General features: G+C 59.1%; 13 protein-coding genes, 1 tRNA gene and 1 pseudogene. 3 read left to right on the top strand and 12 right to left on the bottom strand.

Annotated features, from left to right (window positions below):
* The 11 genes from AC1XOS_RS05770 to AC1XOS_RS05720 form a co-directional block, all read right to left on the bottom strand.
* Positions 1 to 3,662: hypothetical protein (locus AC1XOS_RS05770; RefSeq protein WP_481961268.1), on the bottom strand; the 3,662-nt coding region annotated here is incomplete at its 3' end.
* Between the two features lie 42 nt (positions 3,663 to 3,704).
* Complete coding sequence (locus tag AC1XOS_RS05765; RefSeq protein WP_481961267.1) at positions 3,705 to 6,569, bottom strand: hypothetical protein; 2,865 nt, start codon at positions 6,567 to 6,569, stop codon at positions 3,705 to 3,707.
* A gap of 30 nt (positions 6,570 to 6,599) precedes the next feature.
* Positions 6,600 to 8,003, bottom strand: coding sequence for a DUF1501 domain-containing protein (locus AC1XOS_RS05760; RefSeq protein WP_481961266.1), 1,404 nt, complete (start codon positions 8,001 to 8,003; stop codon positions 6,600 to 6,602).
* Positions 8,000 to 10,198 carry a PSD1 and planctomycete cytochrome C domain-containing protein gene (locus AC1XOS_RS05755; RefSeq protein ID WP_481961265.1) on the bottom strand — a complete coding sequence of 733 codons (2,199 nt, stop codon included), beginning with the start codon at positions 10,196 to 10,198 and terminating at the stop codon, positions 8,000 to 8,002. Before AC1XOS_RS05755 ends, AC1XOS_RS05760 begins: the two co-directional genes overlap by 4 nt.
* Positions 10,195 to 11,655 carry an outer membrane protein assembly factor BamB family protein gene (locus AC1XOS_RS05750; protein ID WP_481961264.1) on the bottom strand — a complete coding sequence of 487 codons (1,461 nt, stop codon included), beginning with the start codon at positions 11,653 to 11,655 and terminating at the stop codon, positions 10,195 to 10,197. Before AC1XOS_RS05750 ends, AC1XOS_RS05755 begins: the two co-directional genes overlap by 4 nt.
* A gap of 23 nt (positions 11,656 to 11,678) precedes the next feature.
* Entirely contained in the window at positions 11,679 to 13,223 is a 1,545-nt protein-coding gene (locus AC1XOS_RS05745) for a bifunctional metallophosphatase/5'-nucleotidase (RefSeq protein WP_481961263.1), read from the bottom strand.
* A gap of 4 nt (positions 13,224 to 13,227) precedes the next feature.
* On the bottom strand, positions 13,228 to 14,817 hold the full coding sequence (gene lnt, locus AC1XOS_RS05740) for an apolipoprotein N-acyltransferase (protein ID WP_481961262.1): 1,590 nt from the start codon (positions 14,815 to 14,817) through the stop codon (positions 13,228 to 13,230).
* Positions 14,814 to 15,032 (bottom strand): nitrilase-related carbon-nitrogen hydrolase, encoded by a 219-nt coding sequence (locus tag AC1XOS_RS05735; RefSeq protein ID WP_481961269.1) that lies wholly within the window; start codon positions 15,030 to 15,032, stop codon positions 14,814 to 14,816. Before AC1XOS_RS05735 ends, lnt begins: the two co-directional genes overlap by 4 nt.
* Positions 15,033 to 15,052: 20 nt before the next feature.
* A complete protein-coding gene (locus AC1XOS_RS05730; RefSeq protein ID WP_481961261.1) occupies positions 15,053 to 15,496 on the bottom strand; it encodes a hypothetical protein in 444 nt (147 codons plus the stop codon).
* Positions 15,497 to 15,505: 9 nt separating this feature from the next.
* Complete coding sequence (locus AC1XOS_RS05725) at positions 15,506 to 15,934, bottom strand: hypothetical protein (protein ID WP_481961260.1); 429 nt, start codon at positions 15,932 to 15,934, stop codon at positions 15,506 to 15,508.
* 2 nt (positions 15,935 to 15,936) lie between these two features.
* Positions 15,937 to 18,564 carry an AAA family ATPase gene (locus AC1XOS_RS05720; RefSeq protein ID WP_481961259.1) on the bottom strand — a complete coding sequence of 876 codons (2,628 nt, stop codon included), beginning with the start codon at positions 18,562 to 18,564 and terminating at the stop codon, positions 15,937 to 15,939.
* 63 nt (positions 18,565 to 18,627) lie between these two features.
* Here AC1XOS_RS05720 and AC1XOS_RS05715 point away from each other — a divergent pair.
* The 3 genes from AC1XOS_RS05715 to AC1XOS_RS05705 all read left to right on the top strand — a co-directional run bounded on the left by AC1XOS_RS05715 (position 18,628) and on the right by AC1XOS_RS05705 (position 22,032).
* Positions 18,628 to 18,699: transfer RNA gene (locus AC1XOS_RS05715), tRNA-Thr, on the top strand.
* Between the two features lie 316 nt (positions 18,700 to 19,015).
* The gene (locus AC1XOS_RS05710; protein WP_481961258.1) at positions 19,016 to 20,131 is read left to right on the top strand and encodes a LacI family DNA-binding transcriptional regulator; all 1,116 of its coding nucleotides are present in this window, start codon (positions 19,016 to 19,018) and stop codon (positions 20,129 to 20,131) included.
* 29 nt (positions 20,132 to 20,160) lie between these two features.
* Positions 20,161 to 22,032, top strand: a complete 1,872-nt coding sequence (locus tag AC1XOS_RS05705) for a GDSL-type esterase/lipase family protein (protein ID WP_481961257.1) — start codon at positions 20,161 to 20,163, stop codon at positions 22,030 to 22,032.
* A gap of 9 nt (positions 22,033 to 22,041) precedes the next feature.
* Here the strand turns inward: AC1XOS_RS05705 and AC1XOS_RS05700 are convergent.
* Positions 22,042 to 23,023 (bottom strand): annotated as a pseudogene (locus AC1XOS_RS05700) (hypothetical protein); the annotation flags it as partial.

The following is a 23,023-nucleotide window of genomic DNA, read 5'->3' as shown; positions in this document are numbered from 1 at the left end:
CCGCTCCAGACCCCTCGGGTAAGGTTCAGGGAAAGAGGGGTATCTAGGCTCTGCCAATCTAAATCGCTCTCGCCGGTCTTGCGCTGAAGCTGGACGGTCATCTGGGTCTTGGTGAGTGGGCTCTCTAGTGGGGCGGGGCCACTGACCGTGATCCCGATGCGTGGCCCGCCTCGGGTAAGAGAGACGGTGCGCTCCGGGAGAATCTGGGCAAAGTCCGCAAGCACCACACGGGAGAGATGGGCATTGTCCATGGAGCGTGGCTGGTAGCGGGCGAGGGCAAGCCGGATAAAGGGCGTGTAGGCGCTAGAGGTTAGTGGGAGATCGGCAAACCAGGCGTTCTTCTCCGCGTCAAAGGCGACATCGAAGGCAAGTATATCTACCAAAATCCCGCTCTCCGCCAGGCTCAGGCCCGTCTTTTTAAACGCTGCTTCCTCCAGACGCTGCCCGGGAATAGTGGGATCTAAGCGACGCACACTCGGTGCTCGCAGCCGGCTCTGCTTTAGATCGCGCAAGCGCACGAGCTTGTCGAGTTGTGCCTCGTCGGCCCAGATCGGATCGGAGCCCCACTGGGTGGTGTAGGCGGTGTAGTCCTCTGAGAGGGTGAAAGAACTTTCTGAAGCAAGCACTAGGGCAAGCTGCTCGCCATCCCCCGACGAAAACCAGCCACGCTGGAGGTAGACCCGCAGGCCCGCTTGCCGGACACTCTTATCTTTCCCGCGCTCCCACTTAAAGACGGGCACCACTGAGAGAACGCCAGGAGTGTCGGGGCGGGCGCTACTCAGCACATCGATCACCGCCGGGGCTCCCGTGCGGGTAATGTTCTTAGGGTTCTCGGTGAGCTTGGGTGGGAAATACTCCCGGAAGCGTGTCGTGGCAATGGGAGTCAGAGTGACGCGCCGGTACTTGGTGTCGGGAAAGACAAGCTGCGGGTCTTGCTCCGTGATTCCATCGCCGGGCGTCCGAGAGCCGCGAAGTAGCTCTTGTGCGTTGGGATCGAACTGGGTGCGCTGGTAGCCATCGGGGTCGCGCAGGGGAGCCCAGCCCTGGTTCTTCTCAGGGATCTTCCCGTTCTTGAAGCGCAGACTAAAGAGGTTTCCGGGCATGGTCATGAGGGTGGACAGACGCCCCGAAGTAGATGCCTTGCCTGGCGGTGTAGGTCGTCCACCCGATCCCACCACGACTCCCGTGTCGGTAATCTCCTCCCAGCTTGCCACCAGCTCGATCTGCTCGGTGCTCTTGGCGTGGCAGGTGAGCCGAAACCTGCCCAGCCCGGTTGCGGTTGCACCCAGTGCGCGCCGTCCACCGTCACAGGTCTTGAAGTCGGGGGCGAGCAGCGGCTTCTGGACGGCATGGACAAGTGTCAGCTCGCGCCAGGGAGTGAGCTGCCAGTTACCGCCGTGCATCGCCGTGCCGTAGAGCACATTGAAGTTCTGCCCCTGCGCATTGTTCTTGAGAGTTACCCAGTGTCCTAGCTCATCTAAACGCTTGCCATCCGTGGGGACGGAGCTGAGCGTGAGGGTGGTCGTCTCCGCTTTGGGAAGGGTGACCGTCACCACCCCGTTTTTCTGGGTTATACCCGCTGCTCCCTCCTCCAATCTCAGCCGCACCGACTGGGTCTGGGGCCAGTTTTTAGGGTCACCAAATGAGACAATCGTGTTGTCCACCACAGCCGCCTGTGCAAGAGGATCGGCCAGATAGGGGGTCTTGATCGGGCTGTCCGTCGGCTCGATGAGAAAGTAGAGCTTATCGCCGGGCTTCATGGGGTTGTCCACGGCCTTCTCTTTGAACTCACCCTGGTAGTCCGTGAGCCACTTGTAGGTCTCTGTGGGGGAGGCACGATCCAGCATACCGTGGCGCTCTGCCAGCTCGACGGTGGTGCGGGGTGGGGCGAGATGGCGCGTGCAGGGCTTCTCGGCCTTGCTCTTTTCATCTACGGAGCGGATCACCAGGCGCTCCGCCGACTCGCCGGGCGTGGGATCGTCGTACAGGAGCAAGACCGGCGGGGCGATAGGGTCATAGCGCAAAAATGTCTCGGCGGGCGTGACGGTGGCGCTCTCCGTGCTCTCGGGTGCGGGACCCTGTCCGGCCATGTCTGCTACTCGAACCCGAAGCTGATAGGTCTGCCCAAAGCGCAGCGGCAAGAGGCTCTTGCTGGGAACTGTAAACGCCGTGTCGGTGAGGGGCCAGGTCACGTTAAAGGCACTTTTCTGGGACTCTCCATCGGGCATGGGGCTACCGGGGCGGGGAACACAGAGGCTCCAGCCGTGCCAGCGGAAGAGCGCCTCATGGGCATGAACTCCCTCTTTATCGTCTTGCTCAATCGTCACACTGCGCACGAAGCCCTCGTCGCTCTTGCTCAGCGGCGCACCTAGGCCGCGCACGGTGTACTTTCCCTCGCGGCGGCAGAGCGAGAACCAGGGGCCAGGTGAGCTGCCCGTCACCTGCCGGACATCCACACGCCAGCCTCGGGTAATGTCCTCGGCAAAGAGTACTGGGGGCTTGTTGTCGGCGATATCTTTGCTGTGCTGTAAAGAGCGCGTCAGGGCCGTTTGAAGCGCTGCACCGCGCCCATTGCGTGCCAGAGTGACCCCCACCGTTCGCAGAACCGGCAGTCCTACCTGAGGTTTATCGTCGAGTTCGAGCTTTGGGAGCGGCTCTTTCTGTGACTTTAGCCCTGTAAAGACCACCGCCGGCAGCAGCGTCATCGGCATAAAGTAGATAAGCTGGTCGCTAGCAGCATGTACTTGGGCCGCGCCCGCATCTGTGTCGAGCGGTGTCGTTCCAAAGAGCGAGGCATCCCCGACCTTGAGAAAGCCGCGCTCCACGGAGCCATCTTGGGAGCGAGCGTAGAATGCGCCTGTTGTGAGTGCGGTGCGCGGCGAGACATCTTTGCGAAGCTCTTTCTTATCCGGCCAGATCGGTGCTACGGAGACCGTCGCATTGGCCGCAGTCGTGCCCGAGAAGGGGACTGCTAGCTCGATCGTCAGCCCGAGCAAGCTGAGCAAGGCCGGGTACTCCCCGAGCATGGCGGCAATATCATGGAACTCCAGCGGTTTATCAAACGCCGTCGTCGGAAGGCTCTTGGGATTTTTGGCTCCTGTACCCCGTTGCTGAAAACGCCTCACAGCCCTCATGTCCGTCATACGGCGCTGGGTCTGCGGGCCATTTAGTGGCGTGAACTTGGCGGGGAGCTTTGTGCTGTCAAGGGGCGGTGCAAGCTCAAAGAGCTTCTTGGCGAGCATCTCGGTGCTGGGCAGATCGTAAAAACCCGCCGCGTTCGGCTTGGCGACCAGCAGGCTCTGGTGCAGGTCTTTGAGGTGCGCTGAGACTCCGAGTACCGAGTAGGACTGAATATTGAGTGTTGGGACTTTGGTTGGGGGGGCAAAGCTCTGGATCGTGAGCTTACTGGGGAAAAAGGCCTTCCATAGCGCACTATCGGCGACCAGCTTTGGGACAACCGTGATCGGTGCGGCTCCCGTGATCGTCACTAAGAACTTCAGGGTCTTGAGCGTGGCGGGCCAGTCGAGCAGATCGGGAAACGCCTCTAACGTCGCCGCGTCGGTGAGCTGTGGCGCGAGATAGACCGCAAGCGCGAGTGTGCCCGCTTGGTCTTTTGCGGGGCCGTTGGGCAGAGCCGTCCAGACAATTCGTTGCGTTGGCATGATTTTGTATTCTCCGCCCCCTGAAGAGGGCGTCACGGGGCGTCAGGCGAAAGCACTCCAGTAGGTGCTCCAGTCGTTTTGGGTAAGGGTAGCTTTGAGAGGAATAGAGGCATTGCCGCGCTGGCTGGCTCCAGAGTCCTCTAACGAAGCGTACTCTTGCTCGCCCTCTGGGAACCACTCGGCCCCCTTGCCTCCGGAGAACTCCTTGCGGAAGGTGAAGCGGACGGTCTTGCTGAAGAAAGCGAACTCAATCTCCACCGAGACCCGCGCCTCGCCTGCCATTACGCCGCTGCTCTGGTACTCTAGCCCCAGATAGATCTCCGCGCTGATCGTGATAATCCCCAGGATCTTGAGCGTCCCATTGGCCCGAAGATACCCCGAAAACGTGACCTTGTCTTTTTCTATCTTGAAGTATAGCCCCGCCATCACCGAGACTGCGCCCGCCGCTACCCCAAGATTGATGGCAAGCATCCCGCCGAACTCCAGGGCTCCCTCCAGCGACTCCAGCCCCTTGGTTGTGGCCTCGAGAGCGAGAAAGCCCCCGCCACCGAAGATGCCGACCGCAAGAGTAAAGGGGCGGTGACGCTCACAGAAAGCGAAGCGAACGCGCATTGGGTCGCCAAAGAAGGGGAGAGTCAAGCTTGCCCCCAGGCTGAGGTTCAGAAGATTGAAAACCCCAAAGCTAATGGGAGGCAAGTCTAGGGTATAGCCTGCCGTGATCCCACTGGTGCTGACATCCAGGCTCGGAGGATCACTAAAGCCACTCTTGGGGATATACGGCTCCAGCGCATTGATAAACGAGAGCACTCCCTGAAACTTGACCTCGACATCTGCGATGACATCGGGCTTCTTGCCGCCCTCGGACATAAAGGCGAGGGTGTCAAAGTGAATGTCCAAGACACTCATTAAGCTTAAAGAAAAGTTCTTAAAGCTCACCGAGAGAGTCTGTGGCTTACCGCTCACGGCCCCACTCACCGACGAAACAACATCGAGGCTGAGCGTCGCCCCCTTGCCCTTGAACTCCAGAACGCCGGGGACGAGAGGCTTCGTGGTGAACTTGCTCGTCTCCCAGTGTAGGCGATGGGTCTTGTCCAGTGCCTCCCCCGCGGACTTGGTCAGAAGCTGCGGCGCATCTCCCAAGACTCCCTCACCCAGAATATCCGCGAGCTTGATGCCGCCGAGAATCGTCACATCGGTGAAGTACTGTGTGGGCTTGAAGCTACCCTCCAGAATCGCCGCCCCTGCCACAGGGCCGAGCTTGCGAGACAGGGCCGTGAAGTCAAAGTCGGGGGCCACGATGCCGCCGCTCATGGACAGCGGCAAGTCCAGCCCTACGGGCGTGGCTAGCGCGAGAAATGCTTCGGTGGGGTTGCTGGCAAAGCCACTCGCCAGATACTTCGGGTGGTAGCTCACCGTGATACTCTGTGCTTTACCGGTTAAGCTCTCCAGCGCGGGCACTCGGAGACTCGCCTTGCTGAGTGCGGGCACAAACGCATCGCCGCTTCCTGTGCTACTGAACTGAATGCTCTCGGTGGCAAATGACGTATCTCCCGGCGTGCCACTGGGAGCCAGCGCGATGGTCTGCCCCGAAAAGGCGCGGCTCAGGCGGCTGTCACTGGTAGGGAGTGGGCCACTGTAGCCGACGGGAATAAAGGCAAGCGGGCTCTCGAAGCTGGAAACCTGCCCTCGGTGATCTTCCGCCTCCACGGCCCAGAGAAAGTTCTTCCCTCCCACCAGTGGCCAGATACCTTGCTCTAAGTTTTTATCCAGCAGTGGGCTCTGCTGGCGGAGCAGACGGACTTTTGTGAAGGGGAAGCTGCGGCTAGAGGTGCTCTTTTCTAGTTCCTTCACCACGATAAACTGGCGCTTGACCAGATAGGCGACACTTCCGTTGGTTCCCGGCTCACTCAAAAAGCGCCGCTCACTGACGGCGACTAAGACGGCGCGGTGGCCAAAGGGATACAGAAAGCCATTCTTGACGATTCGCACGTAGAAGTCACGGCCCATGGCGGTGCGGTGTCGCCAGCTCGCCACTTTTGCACTGGGGCTGGGGTTGTCGTAGCGCAGGTTCGCCCAGGCTCCTAGTGCGCTGAGAGTAAGCTCACCGACCTCGGTTGCAGGGCCGCTGGCCATGCTTGCCACAAGGTCCTTGCGGTCGCCCTGCATCATGGGAGCAAAGGGTTCCCCCTGGATAAAGCCACTGCTTCCCCAGAGTGGCTCCCAGATCGCCCGGACAGTGAGAGAGTTAGGCTGACCAATCTTGAGGGGGCCACGTCGCTCCAGCCGCATCCGCCAGAGCTCCACCCAGCCCTCGCGCTCGACCGGCTTTGTCTCCAGATCGAAGCCCACCGTGCCCTCGGGCGTGAGTGAGAGATCCGTCGGGAAGATAATCTCCGTCTCGCTGGGATTGGGCTGTGCGCCATGTTTGGTGGGCACCACCAGACTATAGCGAGCACAGGCGGACAGAATCCCTTCCGTGGTGTAGGTAATGCTGGTGCCCGCCGGGATCGCAAAGACGAGGCGCGTCTTCTCCGCCAGCCGCGCCTTCAGAGGTCGAGGTTTGAGCTGCACTCCGGAGCTGGTTTCGGGCAGCGCCTCTTCCTGGACATGCTGGCCAGGGAGAAGAATCGTCAAGGTTGCGCCACTGCCACCCGCCACGAGCTCCGCTCCACGCCGGGTCAGGCCACTCCACTGCACCTGCATCACCACCAAGTCATCGGGCCGGACGAGACTAAGGCTCTGGGGAATTAAGTTGATGCGAGGGGGTTGGTCGGGGCGCAGTCCAGGAATCGGCTTGACTTGCACAGGCGGCTGCGCTTGTGCCGTTTCCGCCCCAAGCGCCGTCAGCCAGGCAAAAAGCTGGCGACGGCTCAGGGGGAGTATAACTTCTTCGTTATTTTCGGGCATCGTGACTCTAGTATTCCCTATTTTAGCGGTTTATGTCAGGATTCCTGTGAGAATTTTTGCGCCCTCGACGCCGGTGAGCTTGGCATCGAGCCCCTGAAACTTATAGGTAAAGGCATTGTGGTCAATTCCCAAAAGATGCAGCATGGTCGCGTGCAGATCGTGCACCGTGGCGATATTCTCTTGGGCCGCATAGCCCAGCTCGTCGGTGGCGCCGTAGACCAGGCCGCGCTGGACTCCCGCACCTGCCACCCAGACCGACATGGCTTTATTGTGATGATCGCGCCCCGTGGTGCCCTTGTTGCTCTGCGACATCGGGGTGCGGCCAAACTCTCCCGACCAGACAATCAGCGTGTCGTCAAACATCCCACGCTGCTTGAGGTCTTTGATAAGCGCGGCGCAGGCTTGGTCCACTTCTTTGGCTCGTAGGGGCAGCTCCTCACGGAGCTGGCTATGGTGATCCCAGTCGCGGTGGTAGAGCTGGATAAATCGCACGCCCCGCTCGGCAAGGCGCCGGGCGAGCAGACAGTTGCTGGCAAAGCTCCCGTCCCCTCGCTGGCAGCCGTAGCTCTCCAGCGTCTCGGGCTTCTCTTTGGAGATGTCCATCAAGCCTGGCACCGATGTCTGCATCTGGTAGGCAAGCTCGTACTGTGCGATACGCGTTGCGATCTCGGGATCGTCCACAAAGCTATTGTGGTGGGCATTGAGCGCGGAGATCGCCGCGATATCGGCGCCTTGCTGCTCGTGGGTGACGCCTTTGGGGCTGGCGAGATAGAGCACGGCATCGCCCTTGCTCCGAAGCTGGACGCCTTGGAACTTGCTGGGCAGAAACCCCGACGACCACTGCCGTGCTGCGATGGGCTGCGGCGAGCGACCCGGCCCCAGCGACGTAAGAACGACAAAGCCGGGGAGGTCTTTGGACGCACTGCCCAGCCCATAGGTCACCCACGCGCCCATGCTCGGCCTGCCTGCGATCTGGCTGCCCGTGTTCATGAACATGTGCGCAGGATCGTGGTTGATCGCATCGGTGGTCATCGAGCGGATCAGACAGATATCATCAATCATGGCCCCCGTATGCGGAAGAAGGGTCGAGAGCTCGGTCTGGTTCTTACCGTACTTGGCGAATGCGAACTGCGGCCCGAAGCAGAGCAGCTTCTGCCCCTGAAGCTGCGCGAGCTGCTGGCCCTTGGTAAAGCTCTCGGGCATCGGGGCTCCGTGGAGCTGTGCGAGCTTGGGCTTGGGGTCGAAAAGCTCAAGCTGCGATGGCCCCCCCGCCATGGTCAGCCAGATCACACGCTTGGCACGCCCTCCTCCCCTAGCCCCTCCTCCCAATCCTGGGAGCAGGGGGGAAGCTTGCGCCTCCAGTGAGGCTAGCGCGAGTGCACCGAGTCCTTGGGTGGTCTTGCCTAAAAAAGCGCGTCGGGTGAGGTCGTTCATTGTCTTGTTATCGTCTCATGGAGGTTCAGGAGCACGCGACAGACAAGCGTCCAGGCGGCGAGCTCGGTCCTATCGAGGTTTGTTGGCACCGGAGCCAGCCCTACCGCAAGCACTTCGTCCGCGGCACTTGGCGTCGCTTTGTAGCATGCTCGGTGCTTTTCCATAAGCGCTAAGATCGTCTTCTGCTCGATAGCATCGGGGGGGCGCTGGAGGGCCTTTTGCCAGGCCCACGTGAGGCGCGACTCGGCAGGTTGCTGGAGGGCTTGGGTGGCAAACGCACGGGCCGCCTCCACATAGGTCGGGTCATTAAGAAGCACTAGGGCCTGCTGAGGAATATTAGAGCGACCACGATCCGCCGTGCACTCCTCGCGGCTAGGGGCATCGAAGGCCAGCAGCGAGGGGTGCAAGAAGCTGCGCTGCCACCAGACATAGAGCCCGCGCCGGTACTGGCTCTCGCCGGCGTCTGAGGCGTACTTTCTGGTTGGGAAGTTCAAGTTGTCCCAGTAACCGTCGGGCTGGTAGGGCTTGACGCTCGGCCCCCCGAGCTTGAGAGAGAGCAGCCCCGAGACTGCTAGTGCATTGTCACGAACCAGCTCCGCATCAAGCCGAAAGCGGCTCTGGCGGGCGTACTCGCGGTTGTCGGGGTCGGCGGCGAGCAGGGCCTTGCTTGCCGTCGAGGTTTGTTTGTACGTGTTGCTGGAAACCATGAGCCGCACCATGTGCTTCATGTCCCAACCGCTGTCCCGAAACTCACAGGCCAGCCAGTCCAAGAGAGCGGGGTTGGTGGGGGGCTCGCCCTGCGCCCCGAGGTCGTCGAGCACCCGGCTGATCCCACTGCCAAAGAGCTGCTTCCAGAGTCGGTTCATCACCGTACGTGCCGTCAGCGGGTTCTCCCGTGCGACCAGCCAGTTGGCGAGATCTAGGCGGGATTCCCCCCGCCCGGCGGGGGTTAGGGGGGAGGTTAAAAACGCCGGCGTTGCTGGCGTCACCACCTCGCCGGTTTCGTCGAGGAAGTTGCCGCGGGGGAGGATACGCACGGTTCGTTTTTTCTCTGTACTTACCGTCACCAGGCAGCGCGTGAGAGTCGCTTCGTAGGCTTTCTTCTCCGGGCCTTTGAGCTCCGCAAGCCGTTTTTCTTGCTCAGGCGTGGTGACCAGCATCCCTGGCTCACGAACCGCGATAATGCCCTCTTGAATATCGGCGAAGAACGCCCCGAGGCGGAAGAAGTCGCGCTGTGTGATGGGGTCGAACTTATGGTCATGGCAGTTGGCACAGCCTGTGGTCTGTCCCAGCCATGCCGCACCAACGGCGCGAACGCGATCCGTGAGCATGCGCGCCTCGTAGTCCTTGGGCTGGGCACCGCCCTCTTCGGTCGTCAGCAGGAGCCGGTTAAACGCGGAGGCGATTCGGGTCTCTTGGTTGGCATCGGGCAAGAGATCCCCGGCGAGCTGCTCACGGGTAAATCGGTCGAAGCGCTTGTTGGTGTTGAACGCATTGATCACATAGTCCCGATACGGCCAGATATTGCGTGGATTGTCGCTATGGTAGCCGATCGTGTCGGCAAAGCGCACCACATCGAGCCAGCTCTGCGCCATCCGCTCGCCGTAGTGAGGACTTGCCAGCAAGCGCTCGACAAGCTTCGCATACGCATTAGGTGATTTGTCGCTCACAAACGCACTGACTTCTTGCGGCGTGGGCGGCAGGCCGAGTAGGTCAAACGAGAGTCGCCGAATCAGAGTGCGGCGATCTGCTGTGGGCGAGGGCTTCAGGCCCTTGCTCACCAGGCGCTTCTGGACGAGAAAATCGATCGCACTCTGGCCTGCGGGAGTCTGCGCTTTAACCGGGGCTTCGTAGGCCCAGTGCTTCTGGTACGGCGCGCCTTCTGCGAGCCAGCGCTTCAGTGTCTCTTTCTGCGCCGCCGTGAGCGTTTTATGGCTGTCGGCAGGTGGCATCTGCCCCGCATCGGGCGTGGCAAAGAGGCGTTTGAGAAGCTCGCCTTTGGTCGCCGCGTTGGGCTGATCGAGCCGCAAATTTCCCTGACGTTTGCCTGCATCGGGGCCGTGGCAGTAGAAGCAGTTGTCCGAGAGGATCGGGCGGATGTCGCGGTTGAACTCTAGCCCTGCTTTTCGCGGCTGAACCGCTGCCGCAGCAACGAGTGTCGCAGCGAGCGCGAGGACACTGAGGAGGGTTTTCATCCGAGGCAGATTAGCTCCTTCATGGTTCTATGGTAGAGCTTGCCATTGACTGCGGTCGGGGTGTTGAGGCTCCAGGTCTGCCCCAGTGGCCCTAGATCGTTGACCGCGAGAATCGCACGCTCGTCCATGGGTTTTGTCTTGCCGTTGAGCACGTAGGTCACGCCGTTTTGGATGGTGTAGTAGATCTTGCCGTCCACGGCGATGGGCGAGCCGATGAAGACCCAGTGCCAGCCGTCGCGCTTGGAGCGGGGATCTTGGGCGATATCGCGGCTTTGGGAGTTCACGGTCGAGGCGGCGACGGGCTTTTTGTAGACTCCACCAGGCGCGGTGGGAAGCTCCAGATACTCCACCTTGCCCGATGCCAGATGGACGCGACCTGCGCAGTAGAGTGGCCCGGTGGGGCCTTGGCCGTAGGCAGGCTGGGGATTGGAGAAGCACAGAAACCAGCAGTAGCCGTCTATGAGAATATTGGTAAACCATGCCGGAAAGACTTTCACTTTGCGCTGCTTCAGATTAACGTCCATCTCCGTGACATACTTTCCACCATCCCAAGTGCGTAGCGAGACACTCTGGTCTAGGGGGATCGTTCGCAGAATCTTACCTGTCTTGCTCTCCAGCACCGTCAGCTCGGACTTGTCCTCATCAATCCACACCGCGACTTTTTCGTCCCAGTGCATGTTGTAGAGTGCCTTACCTGTTAGCTCCGTCCGCCAGATCGTCTTACCGTCGGTGAGGCGTGTGAGGGAGAGGCCAATGGGCTTTTCGGGGACATCGTGGTGGCCACCACGGCCTTGCAAGACACACGGGACGCCATCAAGTTTTCCAAACACCGGCGTGTTGTAGTGCGTCAAGGCGTCTTCTGCCACCCACAGAACTTTTCCTGTTACCGCATCGAGGCCCTTGAGGTAGTTCCACGGGTCGCGCTCGCGCTGCGGATCTCCAAGGTCGCGTGGCTCACAGCTCAGGAGAATCCCATTGTCGAGGATCGGCTCGAACTGCTTGTTGAACGGACGGCCCGTGGTCGGCTTCCACTCACGTCGCCAGAGCACTTTCCCGCTGCTAGCCTCACAGCACGCAAGCTGCCCGCTGGAGTTGGTGAACCACACCCGCTTGCCATCGGTGACCGGTGTGGGCGACGACGAGTCCGAGAATCCGTAGGCATAGGGGCTGGGCTCGGCGGCCTTCAGCTCCACGCTCCAGAGAATCTTGCCGCTCTTGGCGTCCACGCAGTGCCCGACAATACTGCCGCCCTCTTTGGCCGTGTTGCTTGCTGCCTGCACCGCCATCGTGGTGAGATACAGACGATCCCCCCAGACCGCGATTCCGCTCTGCCCCGTTTCCGGAAGCGCCGTCTTCCAGACAACACCCTTGCCCTCTGCAACACTCCAAGAAACGGGTGCCTTACCCGTCGTTTGCCAGTTTCCCTTAGGCCCGGCAGCCTGTGGCCAATTGCTCATGTAGCAGTATTGGTCACGCCTTCCTATTTCCCCTCCTCAGAGAAGGGGTTTGCACCGTCGAAGCGCACCCGACCATCTTCCTTCACGGTGATGGGGGAGTGTTTCTTGAGGTACTCCACCAGCACGGCGCGGCGGGTGGTGCCGGTTTCTTTGCCCTCTATGGCGACACGGCGAATCGCGCTGGAGAACAAATAAGACGAGGCCGCACCCGAGTAGTAGGTGTCGTTGTCTATTTCCTTGCCTTTAAGCGTCGCCCCGACCAGTGTCCAGCCAAAGCGCGATGTGCCACGCTGCTTGACCGAGTAGCGCAGGTTCGCGGAGGGAAGGGGGCGGAGCGTGCCGAGGAGTTTTTTTAAGTCCCTGCCTTGAATCTTGAACGTATAGAGCGCGTTGTCAAACGGGTCGAGCGAGACGATATCTCCAAACGTTACCTTGCCCTTGAGCAGGGGAGCGCGCACCCCGGCCTGGTTCTCAATATAGAAATCCGCGCCCGTAGACTCTGCCATCGCATCACAGACTAAATAATAGTTGGTGGGCTGCAAGTCATGGTCGGGGGTGTCGGTCAGCTCGGTAGTGGTCTCGCCTACGACAGCCTCGTACTTGGCCTTGATCTTGTCCCAGTAGCCCGCCACCACTTTCGCGGTCGCCGGGTCTTCGGGGATTTCTTTGGTGATGGGGATCAGCTTCTCGGTGAACTTGTCTATCTTCCACTTGCCCGCCGCGTCGCGCCTTACCGTGAAGTCCAGCCGCCCCAGCTCGCCGACCCACTGGTGGTCTTGCAGGATGATCGTCTCTTTCTCGATCACTCCCACTGGCAGGCGGGTGTGCGAGTGCGCCCCGACAATCACATCAATTCCCGGAACTTGCCGCGCGAGCTGCCGGTCTTCATCGAGGCCAATGTGCGTGATGGCGATGACTAAGTCCGCCTGCTTGCGCAGCTCGGGCACGAGTGTGGCTGCGACGGTGAGGGGATCGTCTACTTTATAGGCCGCCTTTGCCGCCGTGTAGGTCTTGGTCGAGCTTGTCACCAGGCCAAAGAGCGCCACTTTGAGGCCACCCCATTGTTTAATCACATAGGGTGGCAGGATCGGCTTGTTGGCTTTCTTCTCGGTCACATTGGCGAGCACCAGTGGGAACGTGGGGGTTTTGATCAGCGCCTCAAACTGCGGGACGGTCATGTTAAAATCGTGGTTGCCAAAGACCCCAAAGTCGTAGCCCACGGCGCTCATTGCGGCGTAGTCGGCTTGCGCAAAGAACTCCACGGAGAACGGCGAGCCGTCCATGCAGTCGCCCGCATCGATCAGCCAGCAGTTCTTCGCTTCGGCTTTGATGCGCTTCACCAGCGTCGCCCGCCGCGCGATCCCCCCAATGTCTTGCGTGTGTGGCATCTTTCCTACTGCATCTTTCGGTGAGACGCGAGTCGGGTAGGAAAACGGCAGAAGGTGCCCGTGTTGGTCGTTGGTGTGGAGGAGCGTGAAGGACTTGGAGCCCTCCTCCCCCCTGCCCCCTCCTCCCGAGAGCCACGGGAGGAGGGGGAGAAGGAGGAGAGGCAGTATTGCGCGATTCATAGAGCTATTTTACCGGGGAGGGGTGCTGCCCCCGCCGAGCGTGGGTTAGAGGGTAGGCCAGCGCCAGTACGCTCCCCGCCGCGCAGAAATAGGCCACCAGATCCCCGATGCGGCTGGCAAGGCTCCGCTCTGTGAGGGGAAGCACGCCGCCGGTGAGGGCACCTTTTTGCCCTAGATCTAGCGAGGCGATGACTTTTCCTTCGGGGCTGATGATGGCAGAAACCCCGGTGGCGGCGGCGCGGACGATGTAGCGTCTGTTTTCCACGGCGCGGGTGATCACGATGCCCAGGTGCTGGTAGGGGCCAGCAGTCTTGCCAAACGAGGAGTCAGACGTTGGCTGGACAAGAAACTCCGCGCCTTGCTGCACTTCCTGGCGCGCGACCCACGGCAGCACCGACTCGTAGCAGATAATCGTCCCGACCTTCGTGCCGTTTGCCAGTGTGAAGACACCTGGTTTACTGCCCGGCGCGTTGTTCCACTCGGGAGTCGCGCCAAAGCGAAAGTAGATGGGGCCGAGGACTTCGTAGAGCGGGAAGAACTCACCACCGGGCACGAGAACTTGCTTATCGTAGCGTCCGCCCGTGCTCCCATCGGGCCGAATATGCCAGACGGTATTGGACTTCTTCGGCTCGCGCTCACCCGCCCCGATGAACAAATCCGTTTCTGTCCGAATCGCCAGCTCCGAGAGATATTTACTGCGCCACTCCGCGCCCACCAGCGGCCCCGCCGCCGCCTCGGGCCAGATAATCAACTGCGCTTTTGCCTGCTCGGTCAGCGGAGCATAATCGGGTACACCGTCGGATGCCTCACGCCCTCCCTGAAGTGCTGCCACGCTTAATCCAGAGTGGTCACTAGAGTAGGCGGAGAGCCGCGCTTTCCAGCTTGCCATAAACCCTGCCCCACCGATGAAGACAGTCATAAGGAGGGCTCCGGCGACGAGTCCTGGCTTCCAAGCACGTGTCCGCCACGCCTCCGCAAGAAGGCCGTTGACCAGTGCAATGAGAAACGAGAGCAGCCACTGTCCGCCGACGGAAACCCACTGGAGCGCGAGAAGTCCGCCGCCATAGGCTTGGCTCACGGCGAGGATCATCCAGGGGAAGTTGAGTGTTCCAAGACTGCGAATCAGCTCGAAAGTCACCCAGCCTGCCGCGAAGGCAACCGGACGGGCCAAAGTGGGGAGCTTGGGAATCACCCCGCCTGCCAGGTGCGCGAAACAGGCGAAAAAGCTGCCTTGGATCGCCGCGAGCCCGATCCACGGGAAGAGCTTGTCGGCGGGCGTGCTGCCATTGAGCTCCGAGATCCAGTAGACGCCCGTGAGAAAGATCGTGAAGCCTAGCCAGAAGCCTGAACCCACCCGGCCTCGTCCCTCGGCCACCCTCCCTCTCCGAAGGAGGGTTAGAATTCCCCCTTTCCCTTTCTCTTCCTTTGGAGAGGGAAGGGGGCTAGGGGGATGGGTTCGGTGATGGATTATCGCCAGGTAAAACGGAACCAGCGCCACCCAGGCGAGGGGCCAGAGATTGAAGTTGGGGAAAGAGAGTACCAGCAAGAGCCCCGAGAGAGGGGCAGACAGTCCGCTTAAGTTACGCCGTTTCACTCGGGCAGTATAGCATGCACAAAGAGAATCCCACGCTTGCCCGGAGCTAGGTGGGCGAGGATCTCACCCGTGGGTGAGATGAGGGTTGTCATGCCCGTTGTGGCAACTTGTACGACCGGACGCCGATTCTCAACTGCGCGGACAAGGGCTAAGTCCCGGTGCTGAGCCAGAGCCGCACTCTGCCCAAATGCCTGATCCGATGTCAGCAAGACCAGAAGCTGCGCTCCGGTTTATCTCAGCCCTCGATCAGCTGGAAGTCCCGGAGCCGCTGAAGCGTCTCCGCCACGATCTCAATCAGCCGAATCAGCCGCGCCTGCTCGGTCACGATGCCGTAGGTATCGCACCAAAGCAGCCCTGGCCCCAGCTCCAGCACAAAGCGCTCCGAGAGCAGCGCCTCCCGGTAGCCCGGAAGCGCCAGCAAGCTCTCCGCAAAGAGCGGATGGCTCGTCGCCAGCTCCGTCCCTCGGTTCGTCCGCTCCAGCCGAAAACAGAACGCCCGTCGCAGAGTGCACTCTGCACTCACCCGCGTCATCGGAATCAAACTCGTCGGCTCCACCTCAACGCGCACTTGCCAGGGTGGAATGGGAACTAAGAGATGCTCACGAACAAAGAAATCGCCGGGCACATACTGCCCGGCGAAGTGGTCTGCTAGCTTTTGCCAGATATTTGTTGAAGACAATTGAATCAGTTAGATGACCTTGATGTTGAATTTAGCTATGTTTTGGTTGTCAGAATTGACTGATCTCAAGATAACTTCATAAAGCTGAACATCTGATCCTGAATTCAGTTGGTTGTTGATGTGTATGATGCCGGGTGGTGTTGACGTTAATATTGAGATTTCACCTAAATCAATCTGGTTTTCTCTAAAATAAAGATGGATATCACAAATCTGATTTCTTTTTACAGTGCTTGTATTTGTTATAGGGTCATAAGGCGCTTCAATGGGTGATGTTACGGGTCTTAATCTTGTTACCGGTATTGTTAAAGGGCCAACAGGTGGACGTGTAGATGAATTCTGTTCGCCTGAACTTTTTATTGATTTTTCACAACATCGATTATTTAGTAAATACCCGATGGCAATACCCAAGAGTATCCAACCCCATGCTGCTGATTCCATGACTAACTCTCACTTTCTATTAATTCCAATACCTCATCCATACTTAGTTGTATACCTGAATTAAATTGCTTTTGATACTCCTCAAAACCTAGTGAATTACTCAAGGTGCTAGTGAAAGAATTATACTCTACAACCTCAGTTTCATCAAGGGGAGTATTACCTTCAGTTAATAGACAGTGTATTTTGCCGAGAAGTGGGACGATGATTGGACTGTTAGAGTTATCGATCTTTAAAATTTTCACTGAGAGAAGTAGTCCCTTGGTTTGTCCGGATGAGATGTCATTTGTATTTGAAAGTTTTAAGAATCTTATTAAGCTTGTTTTTGATAATGTTAAGTCATTGAGTTTGAATGATGCATAGGCAATATTAAAAAGTGCTGATGCCTCTCCTTCTCTATCATTTATTTTTGCGTTGATTTCGTAACTTTTTAGGAATATTAACTTGGCTTCTTGGTATGAATTGGGATTATCTTCACTGATAATCGCACATCCTAAATTTGTTAAGAGCATCGCTACTCTTGCTTTGTCGTTTTGTTTTTGATAGAAATCAATAGCCTTATACAGATTTTCTTTTGCTTCCGTTAGGTTCCCCTGTTTAATTGCTAGTATTCCTAAGTTTGAAATGATAATTATAGCGTCTTGTGTATTTTCTAAGTTCTCATAAATTTGCTGTGATTGCCTCAAGGCTCGCTTGGCTTCGTTGAGTGTTCCTATTTCCATCGAAAGAATGCCCAAAGCCCGTAAGGCTTTGGCATGTAATAATTGTGAGTAATTGGTATCTGTTGGTATCAGATTATTTAAGAAGTGTAGACCTTCCGCAAAGTGTTGCCGGACACGCCAGAACCAGAAAATCGCACTTGCGAGTCGTAGAGCAAACTCTCCATTTTCAGGCTTTGTAAGAGCTGCCCGCAGGTTTGGATGCTCTGTCTCTAGGCGATCCATCCAGGGTTTTTGGTCGGGGCCGCGCAGGTGGGGCTCGGCTTCTTCGGCGAGGGCGGTGAAGTGCTCTAGGTGGCGCAGGCGGAAGGTGGAGAGCTCGTCGGCTTCTTTGAGTTTTTCTAAACCATACTCACGGACGGTTTCCAAGATGCGGTAGCGCTCGTCGGAATCACCGTCTCGCAGGATCAGTGACTTGCGTAGCAGGCCAACTAAAGAGTCGAGAACTCCATAGTCGGGGAGGGTATCGTCGGTGCAGATGGCTTCGGCGGACTCTAGCGTAAAGCCACCCGCAAAGACCGAGAGTCGACGCCAGAGGATGCGCTCCTCCTCCATGAGAAGATTGTGACTCCAGTCCAGAGTGCCGCGCAAGGTCTGCTGTCGTGGGAGGGCGGTGCGACTGCCGCGTATCAAGAACCCGAAGCGATCCGCTAGGCGCTTCTCGATCTGCTCCAGCGAGAGTGCGCTCGTCCAGGCGGCGGCAAGCTCCAGTGCCAGCGGAATGCCATCGAGGCGCCAGCAGACACGCGCCACGGCACTGCCATTGGTGGTGGTCAGACGGAAACTTGGTGAGGTCGCCGGTGCCCGTTCCACAAAGAGCGAGATGGCCTCGTAGCGTAGGAGGCGTGCGGGCTGGGTGTCGGTCTCGGGAGGAAGCGTGAGGCCGGGTAGGGGCCAGGCGACCTCCCCGAAAAGCTCTAGAGCTTCGCGACTGGTGGCAAGAACAGTGACATCGGGGCAGTGGGCCAGCACTTGCTCCGTGAGCTGCGCGGCGGCAGCAACTAAGTGCTCACAGTTATCCAAGATCAGCAAGATCTTTCGCGTCGCCAGATGACGCAGAAGCATAGGCATCAGCTCTTCTCCCGCATCTTCACGCACCCGCAGAGCCGCCGCAACCGCACGGGGCAACAGAGCACCATCCGCGACCGGAGCCAGATCCACGAACCAGACACCACCAGGATACTGAGTAAGGAGTGTATCGCCCACGTGCAGAGAGATACGGGTCTTACCGCTCCCTCCTGCGCCTAAAATGCTCAGCAAACGCGTCTGTGAGAGAAGCCGCTCCACCTCCGCACACTCTTTTTCCCTCCCGATAAACGATGTCAGAGTTCGGGGTAGGTTATGAGGAGGTAGGGAGGCACTGCTCAGCGGAGGAAACTCCGTGGGAAGTCCGGGGATCAGGAGCTGGAAGAGATGCTCTGCTTGCTCCAGGCTTCGGATTTGAAACGTCCCCAGATCTTGTAGCTGCGCTGTCGCTGTGGGCTCCGCCTCCAAAACAAGCCGCGCACTGGTCTCGGTAAGCACAAGCTGGGTACCATGACTCAGCTCCAGAACCCGTGCGGCACGGCTGAGCGCAAGGCCGAAATAATCTCCCTCGCGGTGCTCTGCTTCACCGGTGATCAGAACGGTGCGGATCGCAAACGCCTCGCCAAACTCCTGAAAGAGCGCCTGCTGGAGCGCCACGGCCATATCGCGTGCAGCAAGTGCTGTCGGAAACGCGATAAAAAAACCATCACCCCGTGCCTTGAAAACATCGCCACTGAGCTGTGATGCAAGCTCACGCACCTGTCCATCGTGCCAGGCAAGACGCTCGCGCATCAGCGCACCATCTTCTTGCCAGAGACGAGTGCTACCAACAATATCCGTGCAGAGAAAAGTGACCGTTGTCACGTCAGTCTCAAATTCTCGTTGCATGGTGCTAGTATAGCCCTAAAATGCCTTGCAACAACAAACTCTGTATGATAGAATTTCCCCTGCGCCGACGTGGCTCAGTGGTAGAGCAGCTGTTTCGTAAACAGCAGGTCACCGGTTCGAACCCGGTCGTCGGCTTATCTATAGGAGAGGGCGGGAAGAGATTTTATCCCTTCCCGCCCTCTCTGTTTGTAGCCAATACTGTAGCCACCCACACCGTACACAGGCGGAAAAAGCATTACCTCCCCGGACGGATCCGCTCGTCCCTCGCCGTGGCTGCATCTGAATCCCAAAGAGATCTTCTTCGGGATGGAACAGCTAGGGCTCCCAGAGAGCTGTGTCGTCTCTACTCTGTAACAGCACCGAGCTAGATAGAATAACCAGCGGATTGAAAACGTTCTTTTTGTAAAATGAATATTGACATTTCCATCATTTTGTTTTACAATTCATAGACATGTCCTCCACTTCTGCCTGTATTCGTGTCAAAGAGCAGCTCCTTCGTGACCTATCTGCCTGGAGTGAACCTGCGTCTTGGCCGACGGAGAGCGAGCTTCGAGAGCGTTATCAGGTCAGTCGTCCGACCATCAGTAAGGCGCTCACCGCGCTGGTAGCCGAAGGGGTGCTGGCTCGGATACCCGGTCGTCGTGGGTTTGTGGTGCTCCGTCACGCCGCGGAAACTCCCGCGCCGGTTCTGAGAGTTGGACACGTCACGCCTGCCGATCTGTCGGGCTCCCGTGCGCTCTTCCCTCTTCTCCAGCAGACTGCCCAAGGGATTCAGCTCGTCGCCGAGCGTCAAGGTTATCGTCTGCTGAGTGGGACATCGGGGTTGAGCTTAGCCGGTGAGCGGGCCGCTGTCCAAGACCTACTTGATGCGGGAGTACAAGGCCTGGTGATCGCACCGCTCCCGCGCTCCACCGACGAAGCCCTGCGCGACTATCTGATCCATGAAGATCTCGGGGTTCCTGTTGTCTTGACCGGATGGATTCCGCAGGAAAGCCCCCATAGTGCCGCGATCTTTGATAACTGGCATCTCGGCTACGATGTCACGAGCTGGCTGCTTACGCAGGGCCATGCGCGTATCGGCTTGGTCACGCGGCCACAAGAGCCGTACTACGAGCCGCTGCGTGAGCGCCTGCGGGGCTACAAAGATGCCCATAAAGACCACGGCCTAGCGCTCGACCCTGACCTCGTGCGCCCGCTACCCCCTGCGGTGCGCCTCTCGGAGCGAAGCACCTGCCTGAGCTCCACACTCCACACGCTTGTTGACCGCTGGCTCGCCCTGCCCAAGCCTCCCACAGCTCTGATCGCCCTGGAAGACCTCGTGGCCATTGAGCTGATCGAGCTTCTGCAGCGGCGCGGGCTCCGTGTACCAGAAGACATGGCGGTCTTTGGCTTCGACAACCTAGAGCTGGGAAGACACTTCCAGCCAGCGTTTCCGACGACCCAGCCCGATTTTCTGCGCCTTGGCGAGCTGGCCTGCACCGCGCTTCTGAACCAGCTCGCATCGGGCAGAGCGATCCCACGCACCTATATCCTGCCCGTCCCGCTCTTGCTACGAGGGGTAGTTTGACAACGAAAAACATCACGAAGAGGTAACGAATGTCTCAGTATCTTATTGCAACAATTGCCATCCTAGGGCTCATTCCCCTGCCCGTACGCGCCGATGAGCCCCAGAAGACCGGCTGGCCGCTGACGGAGGCGGAGCGTGCCTATGTGCTCAAGCCCGAGTACGAGCGGCGGCCCGGAGCTGATGAGAAAAAGCACCTGCCTGCCCTCTGGCCCTCGACACCGTCGGCGGGGTTCTGGGGTGGGACAAGCTGGCTCGACACCCACGCCAAGCTCGTGGACTATGTGAAGGCTAACCAAGGCCCTGTGGATGTCTTGCTGGTGGGCGATAGCATCACCCAGCAGTGGGGCAGTCCCCTGGACACGGGAGTGCTAAATGCCGCCTGGAAGAAGTACTTTGGGAGCTACAAAGCCCTCAATATCGGCATTGGCGGCGATAAGACCCAGAATGTCCTCTGGCGGATGGATCACGGCGGTGTCGAGGGAATCCATCCGCGCCTGATTGTGCTGATGATTGGCAACAACAACATGTTCTTCGCCCCCGAGACCGGTGTCGAGGCCGCCGCCAAGGGCGTGAAGGCGTGTGTGGACAACCTACGAACAAAGTTCCCCAAGGCTGAGGTCGTGGTCGCCAAGATCCTGCCCGCCCACGCACCCGGCAATGCCTTCTACGAGGATATTAAAAAGACCAACGCTGCCCTTGATCCCCTGAAGCTGGAGAGCGACCCCAAGGTGCACGTGCTCGATCTCTGGAGCGACTTTACCAACGCCAACGGGACGATCAAGCCTGCACTCTTCACCCCCGATAACATCCACCTCTCGCCTGAGGGCTACCGGGTCTATGCCGAGCGCCTCAAGCCGTTTTTAGACAAGACTCTCGGTGGAAAAGGGCTTGGTGGCGACGCGGTGGTGCTCCCCAAGAAGGCAAGCGAGCCCCGCCCGGCAACGACCAATCCTCCCGCTCCTGCCGCGCTCCCAACCGGGACGACACCGCGAACCGCCGATGGGAAGCGCCTGCTCTACCCCTACGCCCCTTACAACGAGGGCAAGCTAGACCCCCAGCTCACGGGCTGGCCGCTCACCGACGCGGAAAAAGCGTGGGTTGCCAAGGGAGAGTACATCCGCAAGCCCGGCCATGAGCGCCAGAAGCACCTGCCCGAGCAGTGGTTTGTCACCCCCACCGCGGCTCACTGGGGAGCGAAGGAGGGCCAGGACAATGTCTGGGTCGCACACCACGCAACGTGCATCGAGAAGGTGAAGGCAGCGGGACAGAACATAGACATTGCCCTGCTCGGCGATAGCATCACGCAGGGCTGGGGCGGGGGCTGGGACGGTGCGCCCTTCAACGCCGCCTGGCAGAAGCACTTCGCGACCTATAAAACCGTCAACCTTGGCATTGGCGGCGACCGGGTGGAGAATATCCTCTGGCGGCTGGATCACGGCGCACTCGATGGTGCCTCGCCGAAGGTGATCGTGCTAATGATCGGGGTCAACAACGCCCCGCTCATCACCGCCAATGGTGCGCCTGTCGCCACTGCCGCACACGGCATCAAGCTCTGCGTGGAGAACCTGCGCCTGCGCTGTCCCCAGTCGCAGATTGTCCTGGTGAAGGTCCTTCCCGCCTTTGATCCTGTCGCCGACGCGGGTAGAGATGTCACCTACCTCAACCGGCTCCTCGATACCCTCAAGCTCGACAGCGACCCTAAGGTCCATGTCCTCGACCTCTGGCGCGAGTTTATCCACACCGACAGCCTTCTGAAGACCGAACTCTACTCCGACAAGCACCTCCACCTCAGCCCAGCAGGCTATGAGGTCTTTGCCAGCAAGCTCAAGCTACGGCTGAAACAATTCCTCCCTGCTTTGAGTGCTCCCAAGCTCTCGAGTGCGCAAGTCGACGAACCCTGACTTCTTGAGCTACCTGCCTCCTGTGCGGGATCCACTTCGCCGCTGAGCAAGGCCACCAATGAAGTTCTGCATGCGGATTTGTTGGGTCTTGTTGCCCTCCGCCACCACATCAATAAAGCCGATCATCATCTCCTCAAAGGTCTGCTCGCCCCAGGTGACGGTCTGGGTCGGATCGGGGTTGAAGGGGTTCTTGGACGAGTTGTCGTACCAGGCCTCGATCAGAATCTTGCTTCCTGCGGGGAGCTTCTTAGGCTCCTTGAGCAAGTAGCGCGTCTGCCAGTTGAAGTCGTATTTTGGCACTGAGAGCAGGGTCTCCTGCTTGCCATCCGGGTAGGTCGCACTCATCCGAAAGGCTTTCCCACGGACGTGCATGTGAGGCGTGTAGGCATAGATCGTCGAGTTTACCGGAATCGTCAAGCTCCGCGACGACTTATAGCTCTCCTCGCCTGGAGGAATACGTAGGTTCAGACCCAGAATCCCGATGGTATCGGCGATCTCCTTGGGCGGCTCTTTGGCGAAGATAAACCCAAGCTCACTCTGATCCATCTGCTCCGTGCCGGTCGGGGTGTAGTGCACCTGGAACATCAGGTCCGCTCCCTTGGGAACCTTCTTGGCGACTCCGGCAGGGAAGACCATGGGGCTCTCGCCAGGGGCGTACTCGGCCACAAAGCCATCCAGGCCATTGGGCTGACGGAAGCCGCCCTTTTTCTCGTCAATAAACACGAGAACGTGATGCACCGTGCTCCGTGCGCTGGGCTTGACCTCGGCGGCCTGAATCCACTTGTCCTCCGTGAAGTTCGTGGGGACACGGAACCACTGGTAGGCCACGACCCCGGTCGCCTGGATCTTGTAGGGCTTGTCCATCTTCAGCACCACATCGGGCTTGCCGATATTCCAGCCCTCAACAAAGCTCTTGGGGGCGGGGAGGCTCTTAGGATCGCCCTCGGGCATGCCTTGCTTCACCCAGGCTAGCACGGTCGCCTTCTCTTTT

This window comes from Armatimonas sp. (assembly GCF_964826245.1).
This window is presented reverse-complemented; position numbering and strand designations above follow the sequence as displayed.